Annotated in this window: 26 protein-coding genes and 3 pseudogenes; 17 read left to right on the top strand and 12 right to left on the bottom strand. The window is 59.2% G+C overall.

The window, feature by feature from the left end; all coding sequences use genetic code 11:
- Positions 1–32: 32 nt before the first annotated feature.
- Positions 33–545, top strand: coding sequence for a gluconokinase (locus ACIOZM_RS27325; RefSeq protein WP_401219762.1), 513 nt, complete (start codon positions 33–35; stop codon positions 543–545).
- Between the two features lie 81 nt (positions 546–626).
- Entirely contained in the window at positions 627–1979 is a 1353-nt protein-coding gene (locus ACIOZM_RS27330; protein WP_401219695.1) for a GntP family permease, read from the top strand.
- Positions 1980–2155: 176 nt separating this feature from the next.
- Here the strand turns inward: ACIOZM_RS27330 and alaC are convergent, their stop codons facing one another.
- Positions 2156–3373 carry an alanine transaminase gene (gene alaC, locus ACIOZM_RS27335; protein WP_401219698.1) on the bottom strand — a complete coding sequence of 406 codons (1218 nt, stop codon included), beginning with the start codon at positions 3371–3373 and terminating at the stop codon, positions 2156–2158.
- Positions 3374–3512: 139 nt separating this feature from the next.
- Here alaC and ACIOZM_RS27340 point away from each other — a divergent pair, with 139 nt between their 5' ends.
- From ACIOZM_RS27340 to ACIOZM_RS27350, 3 genes are all read left to right on the top strand, one after another.
- Entirely contained in the window at positions 3513–4175 is a 663-nt protein-coding gene (locus ACIOZM_RS27340) for a LysE family translocator (RefSeq protein WP_401219701.1), read from the top strand.
- A gap of 67 nt (positions 4176–4242) precedes the next feature.
- A complete protein-coding gene (locus ACIOZM_RS27345; protein WP_401219704.1) occupies positions 4243–4737 on the top strand; it encodes a GyrI-like domain-containing protein in 495 nt (164 codons plus the stop codon).
- A gap of 323 nt (positions 4738–5060) precedes the next feature.
- Positions 5061–5549, top strand: coding sequence for a GNAT family N-acetyltransferase (locus ACIOZM_RS27350; protein WP_401219707.1), 489 nt, complete (start codon positions 5061–5063; stop codon positions 5547–5549).
- Positions 5550–5674: 125 nt separating this feature from the next.
- Here the strand turns inward: ACIOZM_RS27350 and ACIOZM_RS27355 are convergent.
- Together ACIOZM_RS27355 and ACIOZM_RS27360 are read right to left on the bottom strand one after the other, a co-directional pair.
- Positions 5675–5782: pseudogene (locus ACIOZM_RS27355) on the bottom strand (pyridoxamine 5'-phosphate oxidase family protein); the annotation flags it as partial.
- A 10-nt stretch (positions 5783–5792) separates the two neighbouring features.
- Positions 5793–6278 carry a GNAT family N-acetyltransferase gene (locus ACIOZM_RS27360; protein WP_401219710.1) on the bottom strand — a complete coding sequence of 162 codons (486 nt, stop codon included), beginning with the start codon at positions 6276–6278 and terminating at the stop codon, positions 5793–5795.
- Positions 6279–6418: 140 nt separating this feature from the next.
- On the opposite strand from ACIOZM_RS27360, the gene ACIOZM_RS27365 reads away from it, so the two are divergent.
- Genes ACIOZM_RS27365 through ACIOZM_RS27375 form a run of 3 tightly spaced genes read left to right on the top strand, consistent with a single transcriptional unit; the run spans position 6419 to position 8451 of the window.
- Positions 6419–6844: a YybH family protein gene (locus ACIOZM_RS27365; protein WP_401219713.1), complete on the top strand. Its 426-nt coding sequence runs from the start codon at positions 6419–6421 to the stop codon at positions 6842–6844.
- 40 nt (positions 6845–6884) lie between these two features.
- Positions 6885–7229, top strand: a complete 345-nt coding sequence (locus tag ACIOZM_RS27370) for a YciI family protein (protein WP_401219715.1) — start codon at positions 6885–6887, stop codon at positions 7227–7229.
- Positions 7222–8451 carry an RNA polymerase sigma factor gene (locus ACIOZM_RS27375; protein ID WP_401219718.1) on the top strand — a complete coding sequence of 410 codons (1230 nt, stop codon included), beginning with the start codon at positions 7222–7224 and terminating at the stop codon, positions 8449–8451. Before ACIOZM_RS27370 ends, ACIOZM_RS27375 begins: the two co-directional genes overlap by 8 nt.
- A 1028-nt stretch (positions 8452–9479) precedes the next feature.
- On the opposite strand, the gene ACIOZM_RS27380 is transcribed toward ACIOZM_RS27375, so the two are convergent.
- A complete protein-coding gene (locus ACIOZM_RS27380; RefSeq protein ID WP_401219721.1) occupies positions 9480–10205 on the bottom strand; it encodes an SDR family oxidoreductase in 726 nt (241 codons plus the stop codon).
- 111 nt (positions 10206–10316) lie between these two features.
- Between ACIOZM_RS27380 and ACIOZM_RS27385 the strand changes: the two genes are divergently transcribed.
- Positions 10317–11153 (top strand): LysR family transcriptional regulator, encoded by an 837-nt coding sequence (locus tag ACIOZM_RS27385; protein ID WP_401219724.1) that lies wholly within the window; start codon positions 10317–10319, stop codon positions 11151–11153.
- Positions 11154–11238: 85 nt separating this feature from the next.
- Here ACIOZM_RS27385 and ACIOZM_RS27390 read toward each other — a convergent pair whose 3' ends face one another.
- On the bottom strand, positions 11239–12093 hold the full coding sequence (locus ACIOZM_RS27390) for a LysR family transcriptional regulator (protein ID WP_401219727.1): 855 nt from the start codon (positions 12091–12093) through the stop codon (positions 11239–11241).
- Positions 12094–12182: 89 nt separating this feature from the next.
- Between ACIOZM_RS27390 and ACIOZM_RS27395 the strand changes: the two genes are divergently transcribed.
- Complete coding sequence (locus ACIOZM_RS27395) at positions 12183–12614, top strand: multidrug/biocide efflux PACE transporter (protein ID WP_401219730.1); 432 nt, start codon at positions 12183–12185, stop codon at positions 12612–12614.
- 131 nt (positions 12615–12745) lie between these two features.
- On the opposite strand, the gene ACIOZM_RS27400 is transcribed toward ACIOZM_RS27395, so the two are convergent.
- Positions 12746–13504: an SDR family NAD(P)-dependent oxidoreductase gene (locus tag ACIOZM_RS27400; protein ID WP_401219732.1), complete on the bottom strand. Its 759-nt coding sequence runs from the start codon at positions 13502–13504 to the stop codon at positions 12746–12748.
- A gap of 120 nt (positions 13505–13624) precedes the next feature.
- Here ACIOZM_RS27400 and ACIOZM_RS27405 point away from each other — a divergent pair, with 120 nt between their 5' ends.
- The gene (locus tag ACIOZM_RS27405; RefSeq protein WP_401219735.1) at positions 13625–14521 is read left to right on the top strand and encodes a LysR family transcriptional regulator; all 897 of its coding nucleotides are present in this window, start codon (positions 13625–13627) and stop codon (positions 14519–14521) included.
- A gap of 122 nt (positions 14522–14643) precedes the next feature.
- Here ACIOZM_RS27405 and ACIOZM_RS27410 read toward each other — a convergent pair whose 3' ends face one another.
- Together ACIOZM_RS27410 and ACIOZM_RS27415 are read right to left on the bottom strand one after the other, a co-directional pair.
- Positions 14644–16257 carry an inorganic phosphate transporter gene (locus ACIOZM_RS27410; protein ID WP_401219738.1) on the bottom strand — a complete coding sequence of 538 codons (1614 nt, stop codon included), beginning with the start codon at positions 16255–16257 and terminating at the stop codon, positions 14644–14646.
- 306 nt (positions 16258–16563) lie between these two features.
- On the bottom strand, positions 16564–17586 hold the full coding sequence (locus ACIOZM_RS27415; RefSeq protein ID WP_401219739.1) for a transporter: 1023 nt from the start codon (positions 17584–17586) through the stop codon (positions 16564–16566).
- Between the two features lie 277 nt (positions 17587–17863).
- Here ACIOZM_RS27415 and ACIOZM_RS27420 point away from each other — a divergent pair, with 277 nt between their 5' ends.
- Positions 17864–19486 (top strand): methyl-accepting chemotaxis protein, encoded by a 1623-nt coding sequence (locus tag ACIOZM_RS27420; RefSeq protein WP_401219742.1) that lies wholly within the window; start codon positions 17864–17866, stop codon positions 19484–19486.
- A 109-nt stretch (positions 19487–19595) separates the two neighbouring features.
- On the top strand, positions 19596–20042 hold the full coding sequence (locus tag ACIOZM_RS27425; RefSeq protein WP_401219745.1) for a hypothetical protein: 447 nt from the start codon (positions 19596–19598) through the stop codon (positions 20040–20042).
- Positions 20043–20495: 453 nt separating this feature from the next.
- On the opposite strand, the gene ACIOZM_RS27430 is transcribed toward ACIOZM_RS27425, so the two are convergent.
- Both ACIOZM_RS27430 and ACIOZM_RS27435 read right to left on the bottom strand, forming a co-directional pair.
- A complete protein-coding gene (locus tag ACIOZM_RS27430; RefSeq protein ID WP_401219747.1) occupies positions 20496–21683 on the bottom strand; it encodes an ATP-binding protein in 1188 nt (395 codons plus the stop codon).
- Positions 21684–21849: 166 nt separating this feature from the next.
- A complete protein-coding gene (locus ACIOZM_RS27435; protein ID WP_401219749.1) occupies positions 21850–22155 on the bottom strand; it encodes a PepSY domain-containing protein in 306 nt (101 codons plus the stop codon).
- Positions 22156–22317: 162 nt separating this feature from the next.
- Here ACIOZM_RS27435 and ACIOZM_RS27440 point away from each other — a divergent pair, with 162 nt between their 5' ends.
- Positions 22318–23196, top strand: a complete 879-nt coding sequence (locus ACIOZM_RS27440; RefSeq protein WP_401219752.1) for a sterol desaturase family protein — start codon at positions 22318–22320, stop codon at positions 23194–23196.
- Position 23197: 1 nt separating this feature from the next.
- Here the strand turns inward: ACIOZM_RS27440 and ACIOZM_RS27445 are convergent, their stop codons facing one another.
- Together ACIOZM_RS27445 and ACIOZM_RS27450 are read right to left on the bottom strand one after the other, a co-directional pair.
- Positions 23198–23881 carry a helix-turn-helix domain-containing protein gene (locus tag ACIOZM_RS27445; protein WP_401219755.1) on the bottom strand — a complete coding sequence of 228 codons (684 nt, stop codon included), beginning with the start codon at positions 23879–23881 and terminating at the stop codon, positions 23198–23200.
- Positions 23882–25009 (bottom strand): glycerophosphodiester phosphodiesterase, encoded by a 1128-nt coding sequence (locus tag ACIOZM_RS27450; protein ID WP_401219757.1) that lies wholly within the window; start codon positions 25007–25009, stop codon positions 23882–23884.
- Positions 25010–25230: 221 nt separating this feature from the next.
- Here ACIOZM_RS27450 and ACIOZM_RS27455 point away from each other — a divergent pair, with 221 nt between their 5' ends.
- The 3 genes and pseudogenes from ACIOZM_RS27455 to ACIOZM_RS27465 all read left to right on the top strand — a co-directional run.
- Entirely contained in the window at positions 25231–25557 is a 327-nt protein-coding gene (locus ACIOZM_RS27455; protein ID WP_401219760.1) for a DUF2025 family protein, read from the top strand.
- A gap of 259 nt (positions 25558–25816) precedes the next feature.
- Positions 25817–25885, top strand: a pseudogene (locus ACIOZM_RS27460) (DUF2025 domain-containing protein); the annotation flags it as partial.
- Between the two features lie 189 nt (positions 25886–26074).
- A pseudogene (locus ACIOZM_RS27465) lies at positions 26075–26143 on the top strand (DUF2025 domain-containing protein); the annotation flags it as partial.
- Positions 26144–26231 lie beyond the last annotated feature (88 nt).

The following is a 26231-nucleotide window of genomic DNA, read 5'->3' on the forward strand; positions in this document are numbered from 1 at the left end:
TGAGGTGTAACAATAATCATCCCAACACCGACATGGTCATCATGGGCGTTGCCGGTTGCGGCAAGACGTGCGTCAGCGAGGCCCTGTGCCAATTGAGCGGCGCCACTGCCATTGAAGGCGATACTTTTCATCCAGCCGCCAACATCGAAAAGATGAGCGCGGGGATTCCCCTTAACGACGACGACCGTGCCGGCTGGCTCGACAGCCTGTGCGTCGAACTGCGTCGCGTCGATGCCCTCGGCGAGCGCCCGGTGCTGACCTGTTCGGCACTCAAACACAGTTATCGCGAAGTGTTGCGCAGTGCCTTGCCGGGCCTGGGCTTCGTGTTTCTTGAGCTGACGCCTGAAGTCGCCGCCGAGCGTGTGTCGCACCGCCCGGGCCATTTCATGCCGGCCACGTTGATCGAAAGCCAGTTCGCCACCCTCGAATCGCCCAAGGGCGAGCCGTTGACGCTGGCACTCAATGCCTCGATCCACAGCGTTGAAGAGTTGGCTGCGCAAGCCCACGTCTGGTGGCAGGCCAATGGTCTGAAGCAGGCGGTATGAACGTGTTCATGCAAATAGCGCTGTCCTCACGACTTCTGATTAACCCGCTTTAATAACAACAACAACCAGGAGACACCCCCAATGTTTGGCATGTCCCACGACTCGTTCCTGCTGCTCGATGCAGTGGTCACGGTAATCGGGCTGATTGTCCTGATCACCAAGTTCAAGATTCACCCGTTCATCTCGCTGACCATCGCAGCGGCGTTCCTTGGTCTGACCTCGGGTATGCCGATCGGCACCATCATCAAGGCGTTCCAGGACGGCTTTGGTGGCGTGCTCGGTTTCGTCGGTATCATCCTCGCGCTGGGCACCATGCTCGGCAAAATGATGGCTGAATCGGGCGGGGCGGATCAGATTGCCCAGACCCTGATTCGCGCGTTCGGCAAGGACAAAGTGCAGTGGGCAATGATGTTCGCCGCGTTCCTGGTGGGCATTCCGCTGTTCTTCGAAATCGGCTTCGTGCTGCTGATTCCGCTGGTGTTCATCGTTGCCCGCCGCACTGGCGTGTCGATCATCAAGATCGGTATCCCGCTGCTCGCCGGCCTCTCTGCCGTACACGGTCTGGTGCCGCCGCACCCGGGCCCGCTGCTGGCCATCGGCGTGTTCGGTGCCGACATCGGCAAGACCATTCTTTACGGTCTGATCGTTGCGCTGCCGACGGCAATCATTGCCGGCCCGATCTTCGGTACGTTCATCGCCAAGCACATTCCCGGCACGCCGAATCAGGAACTGGTCGATCAACTGGCCCGTGAAACCGATTCGACCAAACTGCCGAGCTTCGGCATCACCCTGATCACCGTGCTGCTGCCGGTGTTCCTGATGCTGCTGAAAACCTTTGCTGACGTAGCGCTGCCGGACGGCAACTTCTTCCGTACCTGGATGGACATGATCGGTCACCCGATCTCGGCGCTGCTGCTGGCGTTGCTGCTGTCGCTGTACACCTTCGGCCACAAGCAGGGCATCGGTTCTCAGCAAATCCTCAAATGGCTCGATGCGAGCCTGGCGCCGACTGCCGCGATCATCCTGATCATCGGTGCCGGCGGTGGCTTCAAGCAGATGCTGGTGACCAGCGGTGTGGGCGACGTGATCGGCCACATGGCGGTCAGCGCACAGATCTCGCCGATCCTGCTGGCCTGGCTGGTGGCGGCGGTGATCCGTATCGCAACCGGTTCGGCGACTGTGGCGACCATCACTGGCGCAGGCATTGTGGTGCCGGTGGTCGGGATGATCCCGGGCGTCAATCGTGAGCTGCTGGTGCTGGCGACCGGTGCCGGTTCGTTGATCCTGTCCCACGTCAACGACGCCGGTTTCTGGCTGGTGAAGCAATACTTCAACATGACCGTGGCCGAGACGTTCAAGACCTGGACAGCGATGGAAACCATCCTGTCGATCGTCGCGCTGGGCTTTATTCTGCTGTTGTCGCTGTTCGTCTAAGCGATCCGCGGACACAAAAAAACCGCAGCGATGCGGTTTTTTTGTGGGTGATGATTTTATGGCTCAACACATCCCCACTGTAGGAGTGAGCCTGCTCGCGATAGCGCTTAATCAGTGACATTTACGGTGACTGATACACCGTAATCGCGAGCAGGCTCACTCCTACTGGGTTTGTGTTAGCCAGCAGTTTTCGGAGCGAGGCCATCGGCCCGGAACATCCCGCGAATCCCGCGTACCGCCTGACGAATCCGGTCCTGGTTTTCGATCAGCGCGAAGCGCACGTGATCGTCGCCGTACTCGCCAAAACCAACGCCCGGCGAGACGCAGACCTTGGCCTCGGCCAGCAGCTTCTTGGCGAATTCCAGTGAGCCCATATGTGCGTACGCCTCGGGAATCTTCGCCCAGACATACATCGAAGCTTTCGGATTCTCGACCATCCAGCCCAATTCATGCAGGCCCTTGACCAGTACGTTACGCCGCTGCCGGTACTGTTCGGCGATGTCGCGCACGCATTGCTGATCGCCTTCCAGCGCAGCAATCGCCGCTACTTGCAGCGGGGTGAAAGTGCCGTAGTCGTGGTAGCTCTTGATCCGCGCCAGGGCGTTGACCAGTTCCGGGTTGCCGACCATGAAACCGATGCGCCAGCCCGCCATGTTGTAGCTCTTGGACAGGGTGAAAAACTCCACTGCGATGTCCTTGGCGCCCGGCACCTGCATGATCGACGGGGCTTTCCAGCCGTCGTAGACGATGTCGGCGTAAGCCAGATCGTGAATCACCAGCACGTCGTACTGCTTGGCGAGGGCGATCACCCGTTCGAAGAAGTCCAGCTCGACGCACTGCGCGGTCGGGTTCGACGGGAAGCCGAGGATCATCATTTTCGGCTTCGGAATCGAGCCGCGAATCGCTCGTTCCAGCTCGTCGAAGAAGTCCACACCCGGAATCAGCGGCACCGAGCGCACCTGCGCGCCGGCAATCACTGCGCCGTAGATGTGAATCGGATAGCTCGGATTCGGCACCAGCACCGTGTCGCCCTGATCGAGGGTCGCCAGCATCAAGTGCGCCAGGCCTTCCTTGGAACCGATGGTGACAATGGCTTCGCTTTCCGGGTCGATATCGACCTCGTAGCGTTCCTTGTACCAGTTGGAAATCGCCCGGCGCAGACGCGGAATGCCCTTGGACGTGGAGTAACCGTGGGTGTCTTCGCGCTGTGCAACCTGCACCAGTTTTTCGACGATATGCGGTGGCGTGGCCCCGTCAGGGTTGCCCATGCTCAAGTCGATGATGTCTTCACCACGACGTCGCGCGGCCATCTTCAGCTCGGCGGTGATGTTGAAAACGTAAGGGGGGAGTCGATCTATGCGCGCAAAGCGGCGCGGCGAACCTTGTTCGGCCATTGTTGCCTCGGATAACGTAAGCGCCCGGAACCGTCCGAGCGACGCTGGTCACTGCGGTGACCTGTGGCGGAAGATAAGGGCAGTGATGGCATACTGTCCAGAGCGTGCGACAACAATTTTTTCCCAAGGAAAACGGTTAATGGAATTCACCAGCGGCTTTCTGCTGAGCCTTTCGCTGTGCCTGGATATCGGCGTGGCCAACATTGCGATGATCACTCTGGCCATGCAACGCGGCTACTTTCAGGGCTTTGCGCTGGGTCTTGGCACCTGCGTCGGCGACTTGATTTACGCGATTCTGGCGCTGGCCGGGATGACCGTTTTGCTGCAATACGAAACCGTGCGCTGGGTGCTGTGGATCGGCGGCTCGGCGCTGCTGATCTACTTTGCGGCGAAGATGATTTATTCGGCGATTCATCACGAAGCACTGCTGGCCGAGACCGCCGAGGTGGGCAGCAACTCGCATCGCAAGGAGTTCTTCCGGGGGATTTTCCTCGCCATGTCGTCGCCGAGCGCGATCCTGTGGTTTGCCGCAGTCGGCGGCACGCTGATCGCCCGTTCCGGTGGCGGCGGCCCGCTGAGTTCGGCGCTGTTCCTCGGCGGCTTCCTGTGTGCCGGGCTGTTGTGGTCGGCCGGTCTGTGCTTCGCCGCGAGCCATGGCGGCAAGCTGCTGGGCGACAAACTGCTGCGCTATTCGTACATGGCTTCAGCGGCGATCTTCTGCTATTTCGCGGTGTACGTGATTCTATCTGGCTATAACGAGTTCGTTGGCTCCGGGGCTGCCGACCAGTTGCACGCGCTGTAACCTTGCGAATCGGGTTTGGCTTCTATACTCCCAGCCGAACCCCTTTTTTTGTTCCAGGAGTCGAGTCATGGATGAGCAAACACGCGTCGAAGTGGCTGAACCTCGCTTCGAACATGGACACTTCCTGCTGATTGCAGGTTTTCGTGGTCGATTTACCCAAGCGACCGCCAAGGACATTCCTGCGCTATGGGAAAAGTTCTTGCCATATCTGGGGAAAGTGCCGGGCCAGAAAGGCGAAGTGACCTATGGGGTCTGCTCAAATTTCGACGGCGAGGGTGGCTTCGACTACATCGCTGGGGTGGAAATCAGCAAACTGGATGACCTGGACCAGAAGGTGTACCAGTGGGTCGAAGTCCTGCCTCGGCAGTACGCAGTGTTCGAGCACAAAGGCTCGCTCGAACATCTGCCGCAGACCCTGCAATACATCTACAAGACCTGGTTGCCGAGCTCGAGTTATGTGGAACTCAACGCCCCGGAAATCGAACGCTACAGCGCGGATTTCAATCCGGCGCGCAAAACCGGCAAGCTGGAAATCTGCGTACCGGTCGAAACGAAGCGCTGACCAGACAGCGATGAGGCGGATCACTGATCCGCCTCACTGTTTTCAACCCTGTTTGCTCTTGTTGTTCCATCGCGCCCGCAACAGGTCGATGCCCAGCGTGATAAAGCCGAAAGTACTGATGCCCAATACCATCAACAGACCGATTTCAACGCTGCTCATAAGCTGTTTCCCCCAAGGGTTATCAGTGCCAGGCAACAGCAATAGCCCGCCGTGAAACCGAAGAAAAGCGCTTATACGCAAGCTTTACGCCGCGCCTGCGGATCGATATGCAGTGCTTATTCCTTTATGCTTTCAGGCCTTTCTCCCGCTGATTTCGAGCTGCCATGACCACCCTCATTCGTAACGCCATTCCTGCCGACCTTGATCGCTGCTACGCCATCGAGACCGTTGCCTATGAAGGCGACGAAGCGGCGACTCGTGAGAAGATCGCCAAGCGCATCGCCACCTGGCCGGATGGTTTTATCGTTGCCGAAGTGGATGGCGTGGTCGCCGGTTTCGTCAACTCTGGCGCGGCGTTCGACGTGCAGATGTCCGACGAAGACTTCAAGGAACTGATCGGCCACGACCCGGCCGGGCCGAACGTGGTGATCATGTCGGTGGTGGTGCACCCGGATTATCAGGGGCAGGGTCTGGCCAAGCGCTTGATGGGCGAATTCATCGAACGCATGCGCGGTTTGAACAAGGCGACGATTCACCTGATGTGCAAGGAACAGCATGTGTCGCTGTACGCCGGGTTCGGCTTTGCCTACATCAAACCGTCCGAATCCGACCACGGCGGCATGGTGTGGCACGAGATGATCCTGACCCTCTGAGGCTCTAATTCTCTGCCCCGATCCCGGTAGGAGCTGCGGCACGCTGCGATCTTTTGATCTTGTTTTGAGGGATCAAGATCAAAAGATCGCAGCGTGCCGCAGCTCCTACAGGGATTGTGGGGGTGTCAGTAGAGGCTGTTGAGGGTTCGTGTCGGGGCTTCGCGGTCGTAGGTTTCGGCGTCGAACTGGCCGTCGTTCAGGCGTTTGTGGAAAGCGCCTGCGGTCGGTAGGGCTTCGATTGATTCAGAAAAACAGGCCCATGCGTCGTTCGTAACCGATCCGGCCCTTGTAGGCCTCGCCGCTGTCGACATAACCATGTTTGGCGTACAGCGCGATGGCTGCGTTGTTATCCGCATCCACCGACAATTCCAGTCCCTTGATTTCCGGCCACGCCTGGCGCGCAACCTCCGGCAGTGCCAGCAAACAGGCTTTGCCGTAACCCTTGCCTTGTGCCCGACGATCAACCTGCAACGCATGCAATGTGGCGCTGTGTTCATCGGCCCAGGCCGGCAACACGGGCGGGCGCTTGAGCAACAGGAACGCCACCGGCACATCATCCACCAACAGCGCAAACCCCTTCACGCCGGGGCCGGGTTTCGACAGCAACGAGTGCAGCGCGCCGTGGATATCACCAGAGAACTTGATCTGCTCGGCGTGGACTTCAATCGCCTCGACCTGCTGCCGCTGTTGAGCATTCAGGACTTCGTACGGGACCAGTCGGGATGACACGGGAATTTCCTTTTTCCTACAAAGATAAGTGCGAATTCTATCGACTTTGTTCTCAACGGAAATTTTTTGTTTCGCCTGTCGATCTCCCCATCTGCCGAACGACTAAGGGTGTCTTCACAACAACAATCACGGAGAACACCATGAGCGCACAAAGCGGAATCCAGACCCTGATCGACACTTACCGCCAGGCAGTCATGACCAAGGACGTGGAAAAAGTCATGGCCCTGTACGCCGACGATATCCTCTCGTTCGATGCGATCAAGGCCCTGCAATTCAAGGGCAAAGCCGCCTACCGCAAGCATTGGGTCGATTGCATGGAAATGTGCCCGGGCCCGCACATTTTCGAGTTCCACGAAATCGCCATCGAGACCGCCGACAACATCGCCTTCGCGCATTGGGTCGCCAATTGCGGCGGCACCAATGACAAGGGCGAAACCCAGAGTTGCTGGATGCGCGCCACCGCGTGTTATCGACAAGTCGGTGGGGTGTGGAAAATCGCCCATGAACACTGGTCGGCGCCGTTCGATCCGATGAGCGGCGCAACCCTGTTTGATGTGCAACCCTGATCTTCAGCCATAGTTGATCCGTTCGATTCAGGAGAAAGCCATGAAGTATTTATGCCTGGTCTACAGCGATGAGCGCCTGCTGCATTCGCTGCCCGACAGCCCGGAAGACGCCGAATGTTGGGCCTACGCCGAGTCGGTGCAGGGCAGTGGCCGGATGGTCGCCGCCGAGGCTTTGGAGTCGGTGCAGACCGCCACCACGGTGCGCATGCGCAACGGCAAACTGTCGATCACCGACGGCCCGTTTGCTGAAACCAAGGAGCAGTTGGCGGGCTTCTACCTGATCGAAGCCAAAGATCTCAACGAAGCGATTCAGGTCGCCGGGGACATCCCGGCGGCACGGGTCGGCAGCGTTGAAGTGCGCCCCGTGCGCCAGTTGAATGTCTGAGGTAAAGGCGCGGGTCGAGCAGGTCTATCGCGAAGACTCGCGGCGGATTCTGGCGACGCTGATTCGTCTGCTTGGCGATTTCGACCTCGCTGAAGAAGCCTTGCATGAGGCGTTCTTCATCGCGGTCGAACGCTGGCAGCGTGACGGCGTGCCGGACAATCCGCGCACCTGGCTGGTGTCCACCGGGCGCTTCAAAGCCATTGATGTGTTGCGCCGACGGGCACGCTTCAAGGCGTCGCAACCGTTGCTGCAGGCGCAACTCGAAGAGCTGGAACAGGCAGACTGGAGCGACGAGGATCTGGAGGACGATCGTCTGCGGCTGATCTTCACCTGCTGCCACCCGGCGCTGGCGGCGGATGCGCAAGTCCCGCTGACCCTGCGCGAAGTCTGCGACCTGACCACCGAGGAAATCGCCCGCGCGTTTCTCTCGGCCCCGGCGGCGATTGCCCAGCGCATCGTCCGCGCCAAGGCGAAAATCCGTGACGCGAAAATCCCTTACCAAGTACCGAGCCTGAGCGAATTGCCCGAGCGGCTCGACAGTGTGCTGCGGGTAATTTATCTGGTGTTCAACGAAGGGTATTCGGCGTCGATGGGCGACGAGTTGATCCGCGAGGATCTGACCCGCGAGGCGATCCGGCTCGGGCGTTTGCTGATGGAGTTGCTGCCGGAAGCGGAGGTCATGGGCCTGTTGGCGCTGATGTTGTTGCACGAGTCACGGCGCCCGGCGCGCACCTCGGCGGACGGTGAGTTGGTTCTGCTGGATGATCAGGATCGCTCGTTGTGGGATGCCGAGTTGATTGCCGAGGGTTGTGCGCTGGTCGAGCGGGCGCTGACCACGCGGCGGTTCGGGCCGTATTCGTTGCAGGCGGCGATTGCTGCGGTGCATGCCGAGGCCTCGTCAGCGGCGGAAACGGATTGGGAGCAGATTGTTGGCTTGTATGACGTGCTGCTGCGGGCGATGCCGTCGCCGGTGATCGAGTTGAATCGAGCGGTGGCGGTGGCCAAGCGTGATGGAGCGTTGGCTGGATTGACGCTGATTGAAGCGATTCTCGATCGTGGCGAGTTGCAGGATTACCACTTGGCGCACTCGGCGCGGGCGGAATTTTGTCGGCAGTTGGGGCGGGTGGAGGAGGCGAGGGCTGCTTATCGGCGAGCGCTGGAATTGACCCGGCAGGCGCCGGAGCGGCGGTTTATCGAGGCGCGGTTGAAGGCACTGGTTTGATCCGGGATTTTTGTCGGCAATGATGGCCTCTTCGCGGGCAAGCCCGCTCCCACAGGTATCGAGGTGCTCACAAATTTTGTGAACGACTTCAATCGTCTCAGCCTGATCCAGCGCAATCGCGAGCAGGCTCACTGCTACAGGTTCTGTGGCTGTACCTGAATTCTGTGTACACCATCAATCCCTGTGGGAGTGAGCCTGCTCGCGATGAGGTCGGTACATTCAGCATCGTCTCAGCCTGATCCAACGCAATCGCGAGCAGGCTCACTCCTACAGGTCTTGTGGCTGTACCTGAATTCTGTGTACACCACCAATCCCTGTGGGAGCGAGCCTGCTCGCGATGATGCCGGTACATTCAGCATCGTCTCAGCCTGATCCACCGCAATCGCGAGCAGGCTCACTCCAGGTTCTGTGGATGTACCTGAATTCTGTGTACACCATCAATCCCTGTGGGAGTGAGCCTGCTCGCGATGATGCCGGCACATTCAGCATCGTTTCAGCCTGATCCAACGCAATCGCGAGCAGGCTCACTCCTACAGGTTTTGTGGCTGTACCTGAATTCTGTGTACACCATCAATCACTGTGGGAGTGAGCCTGCTCGCGATGATGGCGGAACATTCAGCATCGTCTCAGCCTGATACGGCGCAATCGCGAGCAGCCTCACTCCTGCAGGTTCTGTGGATGTACCTGAATTTTGTGAGCGACTTGAATCCCTGTGGGAGCGAGCCTGCTCGCGATGATGCCGGCACATTCAGCATCGTCTCAGCCTGATCCACCGCAATCGCGAGCAGGCTCACTCCTACAGGTTTTGTGGATGTACCTGAATTCTGTGTAAACCATCAATCCCTGTGGGAGCGAGCCTGCTCGCGATGATGCCGGTACATTCAGCATCGTCTCAGCCTGATCCAACGCAATCGCGAGCAGGCTCACTCCTGCAGGTTTTGTGGATGTACCTGAATTATGTGTACACCACCAATCCCTGTGGGAGCGAGCTTGCCCGCGTAGAGGCCCGTCAGGACAACATCAATGAATCAGGCCTGCTGCCGAGTCGCAGCCAGCACAATCTCGCGAATACACACGTTCTGCGGTTGCTCGTACGCATAAGCAATCGCCGTCGCCACATCCTCGGCACTCAGCACAGTCCCGCCCATCTCCTGTTTCCAGGCCTGATACCCGGTCTTGATCGACTCATCGGTGGTGTGGCTCAACAGCTCGGTTTCCACCGCGCCCGGAGCAATCGTGGTCACCCGCACGTTATGCGGCGCCAGTTCTTCCCGCAGGTTTTCCGACAAACCATGCACGGCGAATTTGGTGCCGACATACGCCACATGGTTGGGGAACGTCTTACGCCCCGCCACCGAGCTAACGTTGATGATCGTCCCGTGTTTACGCTCGATCATGCCCGCAACCACCGCGTGCACGCCGTTGAGCAAACCCTTCACGTTGACATCCAGCATCTGGTCCCACTGCGCCGGGTCCTGTTTGCTCATCTCGCCAAGCAACATTACTCCGGCATTGTTGATCAGCGCATCAGCCGGGCCGAATTGCGCTTCGGCTTCGGCTACCGCTGCGAGCAAAGTGCTGCGGTCAGTGATATCGACCTGACGGCTCAAAGTATTCGGCAATTCCAGCGCTTCAAGACGTTCTAAACGTCGCGCCAGCAACAGCAACGGATGGCCGGCAGCGCTCAAACGCCGGGCAGTGGCTTCGCCGATACCCGAACTGGCTCCGGTGATGATGATCAATGGCTTGCGCATGGCTGAACTCCTGAAATAAGAATTTCAAATGACTGACTGTTGGGCGCAGTATATTTAGCCCTGTCGAGGCTGAAAAATGCCTTATTCCTCTGTCTGCTATCGGAATTTCCTATGGATATCCGCCATCTAAAAGCCTTCCTCGCGGTGTTCGAGGAACGCAACATCACCGCCGCCGCGCAGCGTCTGTTCATCAGCCAGCCGACGCTGTCGGTGACGATCAAACAGCTTGAAGACGAACTCGGTGTGGCGCTGTTCGTGCGTCAACCCCGTGGCGTGGAAGTCAGCGATGAAGCGCGGTTGTTGTATCCGCAGGCGCGGCGCATGGTGGCGGAATCCGAAGCCCTGAGCCGGATGTTTCGCGGGCGCGAAAACCGTGCGCCGCTGACCCTCGGCATCGAGGGCGACATTGCTGCCGGGCATATCGAGGCGTTTTTACGCATGGCGCATCAGGCGTTGCCGAATCTGTTGCTGACGCTGGAGGAGGGCTGTCACGGCGATGGTCGACTGGCGGTCGAGGAGATGTGCTGCGAGGACGAATTGTTCCTGCCGCTGTGGGAAGAACCCTATGTGATGGCGCTGCCGGTCGATCATCCGATGGCTTCGGCGCAGGCCGGTTGGGCGCCGATCGAGGACTGGATCACCTGCCCGCAACATCCTTCGCACCAGCGATTGATGGCGTTGTACGGGCGCTCGCCGGAAGCGGTGGCGGGGCATGCCGGGTCGTTGCATCAGGCGCTGCTTATGGTTGCTGCCGGTGTCGGCGTGGCGATGTTGCCGCAGTCATTGGTCAGCGGGCATGCGCGGGTGCAGGTGCGGACGTTGCACCTGCCGGCACCGACTCGGCGGGTGGGATTGTGTTATGCGGCGCAGGCGCTGGAGTTGCCGGCAATGCGCGGGTTGCATGAGTTTTTTCAGGTGAATCGGCCAGTGGCAATCGAAGCCGCCTGAAGATCAAAAGATCGCAGCGTTCCGCAGCTCCTACATCTGGAATGCGTTCCTCTGTAGGAGCTGCGGAACGCTGCGATCTTTTGATCTACTCCAGCATCTTGCTGAGCAACCAACTCCCCGCCGGCCCCGGCGGATACTGCCGCGACCACAGCGCATCGACAAACACCGGTTTCGGCCAGCCGCGCACCGTCAGCTCCACCAGCGAGCCATTGCCGAAACGTCCCACCAGCCAGCGCGGCAGTGGCGCCCAGCCGAAACCCATTTCCGCCATCTCCATCAACATCAGATAACTCGGCGCCGACCACACACGGCCCTTGGCGCGGCTGTCGTACGGATTGACGATGGTCGCCAGACGTAATTCTCGATGCAGCTCCAGCATTGACTGGTCGATGTTTTCCGCTGTCGCCAACGAATGCTCACGGCTGGCGAACAGGGCGATGTCAGTACGCTCGGCGACGGTCGAGGTCACCAGATCCGCCGGATAGCTGTCCTGCATTTCGGCAAACGCCAGATGCGCCCGGCCACGCTGCACCAGTTCGATCAGGTCATCACATTCGGCAATCAGGCATTCGAGTTCCAGGTCCGGATAGCGCTGCTCGAATCCCACCAGCGCCGCTTCGAAACGCGCCGATTGATAGGTGTCGGAAATCGCCACCGTCAGTTTCGGCTCCACGCCCTGGGCCAATTGGCGGGCGGTCATTTCCAGGCGACTGTTGGCCGCCAGAATCGCCTCGGCCCGTTGCAGCATGACGTGACCCGCCGGGGTCAGAGTCGGTTTGCGGCTGCTGCGGTCGAACAGGATCAGATCGAGATCGATCTCCAGGCTCGCCACTGCCGCACTGATGGTCGACTGACTGCGCCCCAGTTTGCGCGCCGCTGCCGAGAAAGATCCCTGAGTCGCTGCTTGAACAAATGCCAGCAGCACTTCTTGCGAGGCCATGAACTATCGCCTTGATCGATGGTTATTGGTTATGAAGTATCGGTGTGAGGGTGGATCATGGCAACCATCTTCACTCAAGGAGTCAGACCATGACTGCCAATAAATCCATCGTTGAACGTATTTTTCAGGCCATCGGTTTCGAACTGCTGGCGATCATTATCTGTACGCCGTTGCTGGCATGGATCATGGACAAACCGATGCTGGAGATGGGCGCGGTGACCGTGCTGATCGCCATGCTCGCACTGGGCTGGAACGTGGTGTTCAACGGCTTTTTCGACCGTGCGCTGAAGCGTCTGAACGTCGCACACAACGGCTGGACCCGGGTGGTCCATGCTTTGATGTTTGAAGGCGGATTGATCGTGATGGGCGTGCCGCTGATTGCCTGGTGGTTGTCGGTCAGTTTGTGGCAGGCGTTTTTGCTGGATATCGGCGTACTGATGTTCTTCCTGCCGTACACCTATGTTTATCACTGGGGTTATGACGTGGTGCGCGAGCGAGTGTTGATGGCCCGCACCGCCTAAGTTGCAACCAACGACCTGTGTCGAGGGGATTTATCCCCGTCGGGTTGCGCAGCAGCCCCAGAAAATGGGCCTGCTGCGCAGTCCAACGGGGATAAATCCCCTCGCCACAATTACATCATTCAGCCTTGGGTTTAGAGGAACATCCCGCCCGACGCTTCAACGCGCTGGCCGTTGATCCACTGCGCACCCGGTGACAGCAGCAGTGCCAGCGCCCCGCCAATATCATCCGGTTGACCGGCACGGCCCAGCGCGGTGTTGTCGGCGACCATCGCATTCACCGCCGCGTTGTCACGCACGGTGCCACCGCCAAAATCAGTCTCGATGGCGCCCGGTGCTAGGGTATTCACGGTGATTTGCCGCGCGCCCAGCTCTTTGGCCTGATAACGAGTCAGCACTTCAATCGCGCCTTTCATTGCCGCATAGGCGCTGGCGCCGGGGATGCTGAAACGGGCGAGGCCGCTGGAGACGTTGATGATCCGCCCGCCGTCGTTGATCAATGGCAACAGTTGCTGGGTCAGGAAGAACGGCCCTTTGAAATGCACGTTCATCAGCATGTCGAATTGTTCGCGAGTGGTCTCGGCGAAACTCACATGCAGACCAACGCCTGCGTTATTGATCAGAAAGTCGAAACGCTGGCGTTCAAACGTTTGCTGCAATGCCTGTTCGACCTGCGTACCGAACGCCGCGAAACTCTCGCTGTTGCCGACATCCAGTTGCAGCATCACGGCTTTGACGCCGATTTTTTCCAGTTCAACAACCAGCGCCTGCGCTTCATCAGAACGGCTGTGATAAGTGCCGATGATGTCCACACCCTGAGCGGCGAGGTGCCGCGCGGCGTTCTTGCCCAGGCCACGGCTGGCACCGGTGATCAATGCGATTTTGCGATTCATGGGACTTCCTCGATTGCGATGAGTGGTGATGGGCAAAGTTTATTTATCCGCCGTGGGGTGATAAACAGACTGAAAGCGGAATCACTGATCGGATCGGCCGAACAATCAAAAGGTGCGCCCATGAACAAACTGGAACTGCTGCGCACCTTCGTGCGGGTCAGCGAGTTGTCGAGTTTCACGCTTGCTGGCGAGAGTCTTGGCTTGCCGCGTTCGACCGTGTCCGAACATGTGCAGGCGCTGGAAGCCTTGCTTGGTACGCGACTGTTGCAACGCACCACGCGCAAGGTGCAGGCGACGCAGGATGGCCTGGTGTTGTACGAACGCAGCAAGGATTTGCTGTCGCACATGGACGAAATCGAAGGGCTGTTTCGCCAGGACGCGGCCTCGCTGACCGGGCGAGTGCGCATCGACATGCCGAACATTCTGTCGCGGCGTCTGGTGATGCCTCGGCTGCCGGAGTTCATGGCGCGTCATCCGAACCTGGAGCTGGAAATCAGCAGCACGGATCGCCGGGTCGATCTGCTCAGCGAGGGTTTTGATTGCGTGGTGCGTATTGGCGCGCAGCCGGACCAATCTGTTGTCGCGCGGCATCTGGGTGACTTCACCATGATCAACTGCGCCAGCCCTGCTTATTTGGCGCGCTATGGCGTGCCGCAGACGGTGGAAGATCTCGCGAAGCATCGGCTGGTGCATTACGTCGGTGTGCTGGGTTCGCGTTCGGAAGGGTTTGTCTACGAGGAAGCGGGGCAGATTCATCGGGTGGCGATGGCGGGTAGCGTGACGGTCAACAGCACTGATGCTTATGAGTCGGCGTGTCTGGGTGGTTTCGGCCTGATTCAGGTGCCGCGCACCGGGCTGAACGCGCATCTTGCGAGCGGTGAACTGGTGACGGTGCTGCCGCAATTCACTGCGCCATCGATGAGCATTTCACTGCTGTATGCGCGGCAACGACATCTGCCGTTGCGGGTGCGGGTGTTCATGGATTGGCTGGGGAACCTGATCCAGTCAACCCTTTGACCGACACCATAAACCACTGTGGGAGCGGGCTTGCCCGCGATAGGGCCATCACATTCGACATCAATGTTGACTGTCAGGCCGTCATCGCTGGCAAGCCAGCTCCCACAGGTTTTTCTGGTGATCTAAAAGATTTGGGTGAACAGCCAGTAGAGGCTGCCTGACAGCAGGATCGCCGCTGGCAAGGTCAGCACCCACGCCATCAGCAGATTGCGGATGGTCTTCATCTGCAAGCCGCCACCGTTGGCGACCATGGTGCCGGCCACACCCGACGACAACACATGCGTGGTCGACACTGGCAAACCAAACATGTCCGCAGCGCCGATGGTCAGCATCGCCACGGTTTCCGCCGAGGCGCCTTGAGCGTAAGTCAGGTGCGTCTTGCCGATCTTTTCCCCGACTGTAACCACGATGCGTTTCCAGCCGACCATGGTGCCCAGCCCCAGCGCGATGGCCACGGCGATCTTCACCCACAGCGGGATAAATCGCGTGGCATTGTCGATCTGCTGTTTGAACAATTGCAGCTTGCCGCTGGTATCGGCGTCGAAGTTGCCGACCTTGTTCTTGTCCATCAGGCGAATGGTTTCGCTGGTCAGGTACATGTCGTTACGCACGTTGCCCATCGCCTCAGCGGGGACTTTCGACAGTGAGCCGTAGCCTTTGACTTCTTCGCCGATGTGCCCGGCGAGGGCGGCGAGGGCGGGGATCAGTTGCGGCGTGACTTCCTTGCTGCGCACGTAATCCGAAAGGATCGGACGCGGATCTGCCGGCGCTGGCAGCGGTGCACTTTTCACCAATGCTTGCTGAGTGACCTCGGCGACGGCGGCGAACTGCAACGCCTGATCGGCGGGCATGGTGCGGTTCAGCGCATACGCCATCGGCAGGGTGCCGACCAGAATCAGCATGATCAAACCCATGCCTTTCTGACCGTCGTTGGAGCCGTGGGCGAACGACACGCCAGTGCAAGTCAGAATCAGCAAGCCACGAATCCACCACGGTGGCGGAGTGTTGCCTTCGGGCGCCTTGTACAGCGCACGATTCTTGACGAACGCGCGCAGCGCCAGCAGCAATAGCGCAGCAAAACCGAAACCCACCAGCGGCGACAACAGCAAGGCGTAACCGATCTTGGTCGCCTGCGCCCAGTCCACGCCGCTGGTGCCGTCGCGGCCATGCATCAAGGCGTTGGCCACGCCGACACCGATGATCGAACCGATCAACGTGTGCGACGAGGACGCCGGCAAACCCAGCCACCAGGTGCCGAGGTTCCACAGAATTGCCGCGATCAGCAGGGCGAAGATCATCGCGAAACCGGCTGACGAACCGACTTGCAGAATCAACTCAACCGGCAGCAGCGCGATGATGCCGAACGCCACTGCACCACTCGAAAGCAGCACCCCGAGGAAGTTGAAGAACCCCGACCAGACCACCGCGAAATGCGGCGGCAGCGAGTGGGTGTAAATCACCGTGGCCACCGCGTTGGCGGTGTCATGGAAACCGTTGACGAACTCGAAACCCAGCGCGATCAACAGCGCCACACCAAGCAGCAGAAACGGCGTCCAGGTCGTCACTACCGTGCCGAGTTCGTGCATGTCGTGCATCAGGCTGTAGGCGGTGAACAACAGCCCCATCGCCAGTACCGCGAAAAAGATCACGTAGGTGAACGGGCCGGATTTTTTATCGAGAGCCGGTCTGCCGCTGGGGACGGACGTGTGGCTGGCGGTCAGGGAAGGAGTAGCCATGAGCGGACAATCCTGAGCGAGGGAAGGAGTGTCGCCCATGATCGTTGCAGAATGTTACAGAGAGGCTGCGTCAGATCAGTGTTTGGCCGATTGTCTTGGCCACTAATCTGAAAATCCGATTTGATGATTGATGGAGTTCCCTGTGGTGAGGGGATTTATCCCCGTTGGGTTGCGAAGCGACTCCAAATCCTGCAGTCACGGTTTTGCTGAAACACCGCGCTGTTTGGATTGCGACTGCTGCGCAGCCGAACGGGGATAAATCCCCTCACCACAATTGATTCCCTTCTTCGCAGTAGGCGTGGTGATTTAGTAATCCCCTCTTTTACGAAACGCCCAACGCCCCGCAATAACCGTAAACGTCGCCACCAGCGCAACCAATATCCAGAACCCCTCCGGGTCCTGCGATAACGGTACACCCCCAACGTTCATCCCGAAAAACCCGGCAATGATGTTGATCGGCAGCGCCAGCACCGTGACCACGGTCAGGGTAAACAACGTGCGGTTGCTCTGTTCGTTGAGGTTGGCGGCAATCTCTTCCTGCAACAGCTTGATCCGCTCACCGAGCGCAGTGAGGTCGTTGATGATCAGCGCAAACTCCTCGGTGGATTTGCGCAGTTCCTTGACGTCCTCCTTCTGCAACCAGGCTGGCGGGCGGTTGAGCAGGCGTAGTAGCGAGCCCGGTTCCAGTGCCAGCAACCGTTGCAGACGCACCAATACCCGGCGATTGGCACCCAGTTCGGCGCGATTGGTCGAGGGCCGCGAGGAGAGCAATTCATCCTCGACCTGATCGACGCTGAGGCTGGTCTTGCGCACGATCTGCGTCAGCACTTCACCCTGATCGCGCAGCAGGTGCACGAGCAATTCCAGCGGTGAACGAAAGCGCTCGCCGGCCTTCACCGACGAGCGCAGCTTGTCCACCGAGTGCAGCGGTTGCAGGCGTGCGCTGACGATCAGTTTGCTGCGCGCACAAACCCACAGCGTCGACACGTCCGAAGAAACCATGCTGCTGAGGTTGAACACCACATCGTTGACCACCGCCAGCAGCGCCGAATCGACATGCTCGATGCGCGTCGAACGCGAGCCTTCGTGCAGCGCCTCGAAAAACTCATCGGGCAATTGCAGATGACTTTTCATCCAGCGCTCGCAGGCAGCGTGAGCAAGATTGAGGTGCAGCCAGAGGAATTCTTCGCTGTCGCTGTCGTCCTGCAAACAGCGCAACGCAGTCGCCGAATCGACTTCACGACCACGCTCACCGGGTAGAAAACGAAAGCCGTAGAGCAGGCCAAACAGATCAGGATCGCGATGACTTTGGTCGAGGCTGTGGTTCATGGAGGCTCGCTGCGAAGAGGGGCGCCGGTCGCGGGAATGGCAGGTTCACTGAGCCGCATCATCGCAAGCGGACATGACGCTTATGTGACAGCAAAATGACGTCAAATCAGCGGCTTACCGACGGTCGGATAGTTGCTCAAGAAGCGCTCTGGCGCGCCGATTACAGGTGCGTTAGGTTGCGCGCCATTGGCCAGAAGCCAAGGTTCGCCGACAGGGAAGTCCGGCCACTTCTCACGCCTTATCCGGGCGTGCCTCATCCCTGTCATGAGTACCTGCGATGCTGCAAAAATCCCTGAGAGCGCAAATTCTCGCCCTGCTGAGCGGTAGCCTATTGGCGATGCTGTTGATCGCGCTGGCCTGTTTTCATTTCCTGTCCAGCGGCGTGCAAAGCTACAGCCAGTTGATCGCCGGCCCGTTACACACTTCGCAGTTGATCGATGAAGCTAACCTGCAATTCAAGGTGCAGGTGCAGGAGTGGAAAAACGTTCTGTTGCGCGGCAAGCAGCCGGCAGACCTGGCCAAATACTGGAGCCAGTTCGAAGAGCGTCAGCGCGATGTGCAGAATATCCTCGGTGAACTGGCCAGCCAGAAAGGCATCGAGCCAGCGCTGAAAACCCGCATCGAACGTCTGCGTGACGAACACCGCCAACTCGGCGCCGCCTACCAGAAGGGCCGTGACGCCTACGTGGCCGCCGGTGGCGATCCGACCGCTGGCGACAATGCCGTCAAAGGCGTGGACCGCGCGACCAGCGATCAGATGAGCGAACTGGTTGCCCAACTGCGTCAGCAAGGTAACGAACAATCGACGCTGATCAGCGCCAGTGCTGATCGCACCGTATTGCTCGGGTTGCTGGTGATGCTCGGCTCCGGGCTGCTGATCGGTCTGCTCAGCCTGTGGCTGGTCAACCGCAATCTGGTCGAGCCGATTCGCAAATTGATCGATTACGTCAGCCAGTTGAGCCGAGGTCGTCTGGCCGAGCGTGTGGTCAGCGAGCGTCAGGACGAATTGGGCAACCTCGCCGCTGCGGCCAATACCCTGCGTGATTTCCTCGCTGAAACCTTCACCCGTTTGCAGCGCAGCGCCAGCGATCTGGACAGCGCCAGCGGCGAGCTGAATGCCATCGCCACCACCATGGCCGGCGGCACCAACGAGCAGTTCAACCGCACCGATCAGGTGGCCACGGCAATGAACGAAATGTCCGCCACCGCTCAAGAAGTCGCCCGTCATGCAGCTGATGCAGCGCGTGCCGCCGACGACGCCGACCAGAACGCCCAGCAGGGTGAAAAGGTCATGCAGAGCACCATTCACACCATCACCCAGATGCGCAGCGAAATCACCAACACCGCCACGGTCATCCGTCGTCTGGAAGCTGACAGCGGCCGCATTGGCAAAGTGCTGGAAGTGATTCGCGGGATCGCCGAACAGACCAACCTGCTGGCGCTCAACGCGGCCATCGAAGCGGCGCGGGCTGGTGAGGCCGGGCGTGGTTTTGCGGTGGTTGCCGATGAAGTGCGCAGCCTTGCGCAACGCACGGCTGCGTCGATCATCGAGATCAATCAGATCATCCAGACCGTGCAAACCGGTGCAGTGGACGCCGCGCAAGCTATCGAAAGCGGCCAAACGCGTAGCGATGAAAGTGTCGAGCAAGTGACCCAGGCCGGCGCAATGCTGGAGCGCATCACCCACGCCGTGGAAGCGATTCGCGACATGAACCGCCAGATCGCCACCGCCGCCGAAGAGCAGACCTCGGTCGCCGAAGACATCTCGCGCAACCTGACCGAGATCACTTCGATTGCCAGCACCAACCTCGACAACGTGCAGCGCACCGAAGCGGCGAGCCAGAACCTGCATGGCCTGTCCGGGCAACTCAACGAAGTCACCGCTCGCCTGAGCGCCTGACCCGGCGACTGTGTACCGACGCCGATACCGAGTCGGTACACAGTCGATCTCAAATTGTGGCGACCATGGTCGATGACCGGTTATCTATAACCGGCATTGGAGCCATTCCATGGTCAGCATCACTTCAGTTTCGATCAACCAGACCCTCAGCACACCGACCAGCAAAACCGCGATCAGCGATGTCGGTGACGACACGTCTACAACCAGCGCAACGGCGAGCAGCGGCACCACGGCTGATACCGGCAAAGCCGCAGCGGGCGGCGCGGCGCCTGCGGGTGGTGGCAGCTCCAGCACTAGCGAAGAGTCGGATTCGGTCAAGGAACTGCGCAAGCAGATCGCCGAGCTGCAAAAGCAATTGCAGGAAGAACAGCAAGCGCTGCAAGCGGCCCAGGCAAAGCAGGAAAGCTCTGACGCCAAGGCGACCGAAGTGGCTGCCGCCGAGTCGCAGATCACCGCCACCTCGGCTTCGCTGCAAACCGCTACGGCGTCATTGCTTCAAGCCTTGCAGGATTCCGGCAGCAGCACTTCGGGCTCGCTGGTCAGCACCTCTGCCTGAACCACACAAATCCAAATGTAGGAGTGAGCCTGCTCGCGATAGCTATCTGTCAGTCAATATTTGCTTCGACTGACCGGGCGCTATCGCGAGCAGGCTCACTCCTACAAGGGAATTGTGGTGGTTGGCAGGATTCCGGCAGCAGCAGCTCGGGCTCGCTGGTCAGCACGTCTGCCTGAACCACGAAAATCCAAATGTAGGAGTGAGCCTGCTCGCGATAGCTGTCTGTCAGTCAATATCTGCTTCGACTGACCGGGCGCTATCGCGAGCAGGCTCACTCCTACAAGGGAATTGTGGTGGTTGGCAGGACTCCGGCAGCAGCAGCTCGGGTTCGCTGGTGAGTACCTCCGCCTGAACCACGAAAATCCAAATGTAGGAGTGAGCCTGCTCGCGATAGCTATCTGTCAGTCAATATTTGCTTCGACTGACCGGGCGCTATCGCGAGCAGGCTCACTCCTACAAGGGAATTGTGGTGATTGGCAGGCTGAAGGTGAACGTCGTGCCGTGCTCGGCGTTCGAGGTCACGTCCATCCGTCCGCCGTGGGATTTGGCGATTTGGCTGACGATGTACAAGCCCAGTCCAAGGCCGGCCTGCGGCGTGCTGCCGACCGGGCGTGAATAGGGGTGGAACAGATGGGGCAGGGCCTTGTCATCGACGGTGCCGGTGTTCTTCACGGTTAACTGAAACTGCCCGGCATCGATCCGCGCGCAGACTTCGATGGCGCCGTTCGGATCACCATGGGCCACCGCGTTGGACAGCAGGTTCGATAACAACTGACCGATCCGCTCGCGGTCGCAATCGAGTGCTGGCAAGTCGTCGATGGTCGTCAGAATGCGGCGCCCGGGATGCACGTTGTGAATTTCGCTGATGATGTGTTCCAGCAGCGGACGCAGGTCGGCGCAGTGCTGGCGTTGCAGCGGAATGCCGCCGCCCAGACGCCCGCGGGCAAAGTCGAGCACGTCATCCACCAGCCGTGTCGCACGCTGGGCGCTGGTCAAAATCTGCCGCAGTCGCGTGGCAATCGCCGCTTCCGGTTGTTTGCGCAGAAGCATTTCGGTGCCGGCGCTGATGGCGAACAATGGATTGCGCAAGTCATGGCCAAGCACGGCGATGAACTGCTCGCGCAACTCGCTGGATTCGCGTTCATCCTGCAAGGCTATTTCGGCTTGTTGCAGGTTTTCCTCGGCCTCGATCTGCAACGCGAGCATCCGTGCAAAGGATTCCATGGTGCTCTGGATGTTGCTGGATTTGAGCTGCGCCGGAATCGGATCGAGGGCGCAAATCGTGCCGAAGAACCGTCCGTCAGTGCGGAACACCGGGACCGAAATGTAGCTTTCGAATTTGTACAGGCGTGGGGTGTGATGATCGCGGTAGAGCAGGTCTTCACTGGCCTTGTCGATCACCACCGACACATGCGACTGGCGGATTTCGTGGCACAGAGTGGTGACAACATCCAGCTCACCGCCGACCTGCAAGCCAAATTCCAGCTGATCGAGCACCGCGCAGGTCGTCCACGAGTTTTCGGTCACCCGCGCCACTGCCGCGAAGCGCATGCCGGTCAGTTCGCGAATGACCTGCAAGATCGCCGGAACCGCGCTGATCCGACCGATCGTCGCGATATCTGCCGCCGCTGTTTGCTCCATCCCCATCACTTTCTTTTACCGTTGTGTCATCAGTCCACGGCAATACTAGCGGGCTGATCGGTGCTTGGCGCGCATTGATTGCAGGGCTGAAGCGATTCGTCTGATGCCAGACGCAAAAAAGCCGCACGATCCGAGAATCATGCGGCTTGTCGTCCAGCGCTATCTATCAAGTGTCTTGCTTGTTGCTCAGCACTTTGCCGGTGGTGGCATCGAAGTCCACGTCGAATTCCTTGCCATCCGGAGTACGCAGTTCAACTTCGTACTCATAACCGTTGAAGTGATTGTCCAGGTCGGTGTCGGTGATGGTTGCACCCGGGTGCAGTTTCAGCGCTTCGGCGTTCATCGACTCCAGCGACTTGATTTTGCCGGACTTGACCAGTTCAGGGATCTGGTCGACGCGGACATCAGCCTGAGCCAGACCAGCGGTAAGAGTCAGGGCAGCAGCGGTAAACAGGGCAGTCAAAGTTTTCATCGGTTCGTTCCTTGGTGTCGAATGGGGTTGTGCTGTTTCAGTGGGGCCAGATTAACCAGCGCAACTTAATTCACCCTTAAAACCCCGTTTCGATTGCGTCGTTTGTTCAATTGTTGCTCGTTGAACATTCGCATGCTGTGTCCTCGATCAATGGAGGTACACATGAAACGAATGATTGCCGGGTTATACGCGCCGCTGTTCTGGGGCGGATTTATTGGGGGCGCGCTGTGGTTGGCCGACGTTTCGACCTTGTGGCTGTTGCCGTTGTTTGGTCTCGCGTTGGCCGTTTCGTTTATCGCGGAATGGGCGCTGCCCTATGAACCGTGCTGGAACCGGCCAGCCGGAGATCGGCGGCGCGACATCCTGCATGCACTGGTTAACGAAGCGTTGAACGCCGTGGGCTTGTTGGCATTGCCGGGACTGGCGGCACTGTTGGCAATCGACGGTGCGTGGCCGCGTGAATGGCCACTGTGGCTGCAACTGGGGCTGGCGATTTTCATTGCCGATGCCGGTATCAGCCTGATGCATTACGCCAGCCATCGCGTGTCCTGGCTGTGGCGGTTACACGCGGTGCATCACAGTGTTGAACGTTTATATGGCTTCAACGGCTTGATGAAGCATCCGTTGCATCAACTGCTGGAGGCAACTTCCGGGCTGCTGCCATTACTGGTGCTGGGTATTCCGTCGCAGGTCGCGGCGCTGCTGGCGTTTGCCATTGCCATTCAACTGCTGTTGCAGCATTCGAACGTCGACATCCGCATGGGGCCGCTGCGCTGGATTTTCGCCTGGGCGCCGCTGCATCGCTTTCATCACATGAAGTACGGGCGGGCAGGGGACGTCAATTTTGCGCTGTTCTTCAACGTGTGGGATTGGCTATTGGGGACGGGGTTTTACACCCGCGAATATCAGATCCGCCAGGGCGATCTGGGGATTGGCAGTCGTGTGGATTTTCCCCGGAATTACGTGGCGCAATTGCTTGATCCGTTCGCAGCGGTGACGTTGAACCGCGAACCGCCAGTGCCGCCCGCACTGCGTCGGTAAATCAGCCCAGCAACTGCAATTCGATGTGCTGCAATGCCTGGCGGGCAGTGACGCCGAAGAGTTTTTTCAGGCTGCGCGAGAAGTGCGCCGAATCAGCGAACCCGGCAGCGTGTGCCGCTTCGGTGGCCGAGCTGCCCGCAAGAATCGATGCCATCGCCAGGCGCAAACGACGCCACAGCACCAGTCTGCGCACCGGTAAACCGACCTGACTGACGAACAGGCGCTGCAACTGACTCAGCGACAAATGCGCATAATCGGCAACCGCACGGGCCGCCACTTTGTCGTTCAGTGAGGCGTCGACAGCGGCGAGGGCGCGTTCGATGCGAGGGTCATCCAGCGTACGGCGCGGACATTGGCGCAACGCCAGATCCAGTGCCGGGAGCGACAGTTCACACGCGAATACCGCATCGCGCAGAGCGTGCTCGGCAAACATCAACGGCTCGGCATAAACAGTAAACAGCGGATCAGGCGCATCGATGATCGCGTGGCGCGTGTGCGAAGCAATCATCAGCCGGGAAGCAGTGATTGTCGCGCCATCGAGCAGCACCGTGACCGGACGTTGAGGGGCGAGGATGATCTGGTGGGCATAGTGGGAATGGGGCGCAGTGCGCCCCGACACTCCGTGGATCAGGCCATAGTCGCGCCCCAGCCAGAGGCGGCCTGTCCACTCGGTGTTTGTTGTCACTCAGTAGCCGTTTTTCTTCAGCAACTGATCAACAGTTTCTGCGGCAGGGCGTTTGTAGAACTTCAACAGTTCGCTGGCGCGGTTGGTGAAGATCCCGTCAACTCCGGCCGCCATGACTTTCTGGAAGTCCACTGGCTCGTCGATGGTGTAGACGTGGACCAGCATGCCCTTGTCGTGGGTGTACTTGTTCATCCACGGTTGCACCAAGTCCGAATAGCTTTGATCGCCGCCATGGGTCAGCGCTGCCGAAGGGCCAGTGCCGATTGCACCTTGCGCCTTGGCGTAGTCGATCCATTGCTTGAACTCGGCTTCGGATTTCGGCTGTTGCCTGGCGTAGTAAGTGGCTTTGTCCTTATCGCCGGAATCAGCGAACGACACTTTCGATTGCGGCTCCATGCCACCTTCGCCGACCCACAGCAGCAGGATTTTCGGCACTTGCGGCATTTCTTTCTGCAGCAATTCGAGGCTGTTTTTCTCGAAGGTTTGCAGGATCACCTTGCCTTTGCCTTCACCGACAGCCAGTTGGTTTTTCGCCGGTTTCGAATCCGCCGGGTTCAGCCAGCCACGAGCCTGGAGCTTTTCTTTCAGGTCGTGTTCGATGCCCGGGAACAGTTGCGGCTCTTTGGTTTCGATGTACAGGCCAGGTTTGTGTTGCGGGTTGGCCTGGGCGATGTCGATGATTTCATCGAGGGTGAGGATTTTCAGGCCAGCGTAGGCCGGGCGCGCACGGTCCGGGTATTTGGTGTTGTACCAGCTACCGGCGTCGAGGGTTTTCAGTTCGGCCATGGTGAAGGCGTTGGCCGGGCTGTCTTTGCGATCCGGGAACTTGCTGGCGACGTCGGTGGTGCGCTGCAGGTTGTTGTCGTGCAGGGCGAACAGCACGCCGTCCTTGCTGCGTTGCAAGTCCATTTCCAGGTAATCGGCACCAAGGTCGCGGGCCAGTTTGTACGAGGCGGCGGTGGATTCCGGGGCATCGAACGAGGCGCCACGGTGGGCGATCACCGCCGGGTGCGGAATACCGTGCGCGGCTGCGAGGGCATCGGTAGCCGATTGGCTGGCGGCGTGAGCCTGACCGAGACCGAGCATGAGGCTTAGCAGCAGGGCGCTTTTGGTGAAAGTGGCGGGCATGGTCGAGGTCCTTTCGCAGGGATTTTCAAAGACGTCCCTTTTAACAACTGAATCGTTTGCGTGCTATCGCGAGACCGACATAAACGTACTAAAAGCGATTTTTTCTGCGCTTTTGTGTGGTTGTTTGCAGTACGCTTGCCCACGGCAGCCGCCCCGGCAGAGGGTGCGCCCTGTATTTGCCCTGCGTGTAAACCATCGATGACTTTTTCGTGAGGTTTACCATGCGCATCACCTCCCAGCTTATCTGCCAGGCCGCCGACGACCTCAAAGGCTTTGTCGGCCTCAACCGCAAAACCGGCCAGTACATCGTGCGTTTCAGCGAGGATTCGTTCGGCATGGACGTCGCCGATGACGGGATCATTCCCACCAGCGAGTTCGTCTGGGCAGCGGTCTCTGATACGACCATGACCTTGAAGCGTGAGCTGATTCAGCTGTTGCTGGATCAGAACATTGATAACCGGATCAACATTACCGAGCCGTTGCGGGTTTATATGGATAAACGTCAAGTGCCGGAGATTGTCGCGGTGCGCAGTCTGGTCAGGGGTTGAGGTTTTGTAGTGACTGTTCGGGCGCCATCGCCAGCAGGCTGGCTCCCACATTGGATCTGTGTGAACTCAACATTGAGGTTCACTGAAGATCTTGTAGGAGCCAGCAGGCTGGCTCCCTCATTGGATCTGTGTGAACTCAACATTGAGGTTCACTGAAGACCTTGTGGGAGCCAGCCTGCTGGCGATGAGGCCAGTCATTTCGCCGCCGCACTCACAGCCCAAACCGATAATCCCGCTCCACCCGACATACCCGCGTATGTTGCGGGTTTATGTGAGCAAGCTTGAAGTGCCGGAGATTGTCGCGGTGCGCAGTCTGGTGCGGGGTTGAGGTTTTGTAGTGACTGTTCGGGCGCCATCGCCAGCAGGCTGGCTCCCACATTGGATCTGCGTGAACTCAACATTGAGGTTCACTGAAGACCTGGTGGAAGCCAGCCTGCTGGCGATGAGGTCAGTGCATGCAACGCACCACTCACAGCCCAAACCGATAATCCCGCTCCATCCGACACACCCGCGTATGTTGCGGGTTTATGTGAGCAAGCTTGAAGTGCCGGAGATTGTTGCGGTGCGCAGTCTGGTCAGGGGTTGAGGTTTTGTAGTGACTGTTCGGGCGCCATCGCCAGCAGGCTGGCTCCCACATTGGATCTGCGTGAACTCAACATTGAGGTTCACTGAAG

The organism is Pseudomonas sp. NPDC087346 (genome assembly GCF_044744235.1).
Lineage (GTDB): Bacteria > Pseudomonadota > Gammaproteobacteria > Pseudomonadales > Pseudomonadaceae > Aquipseudomonas.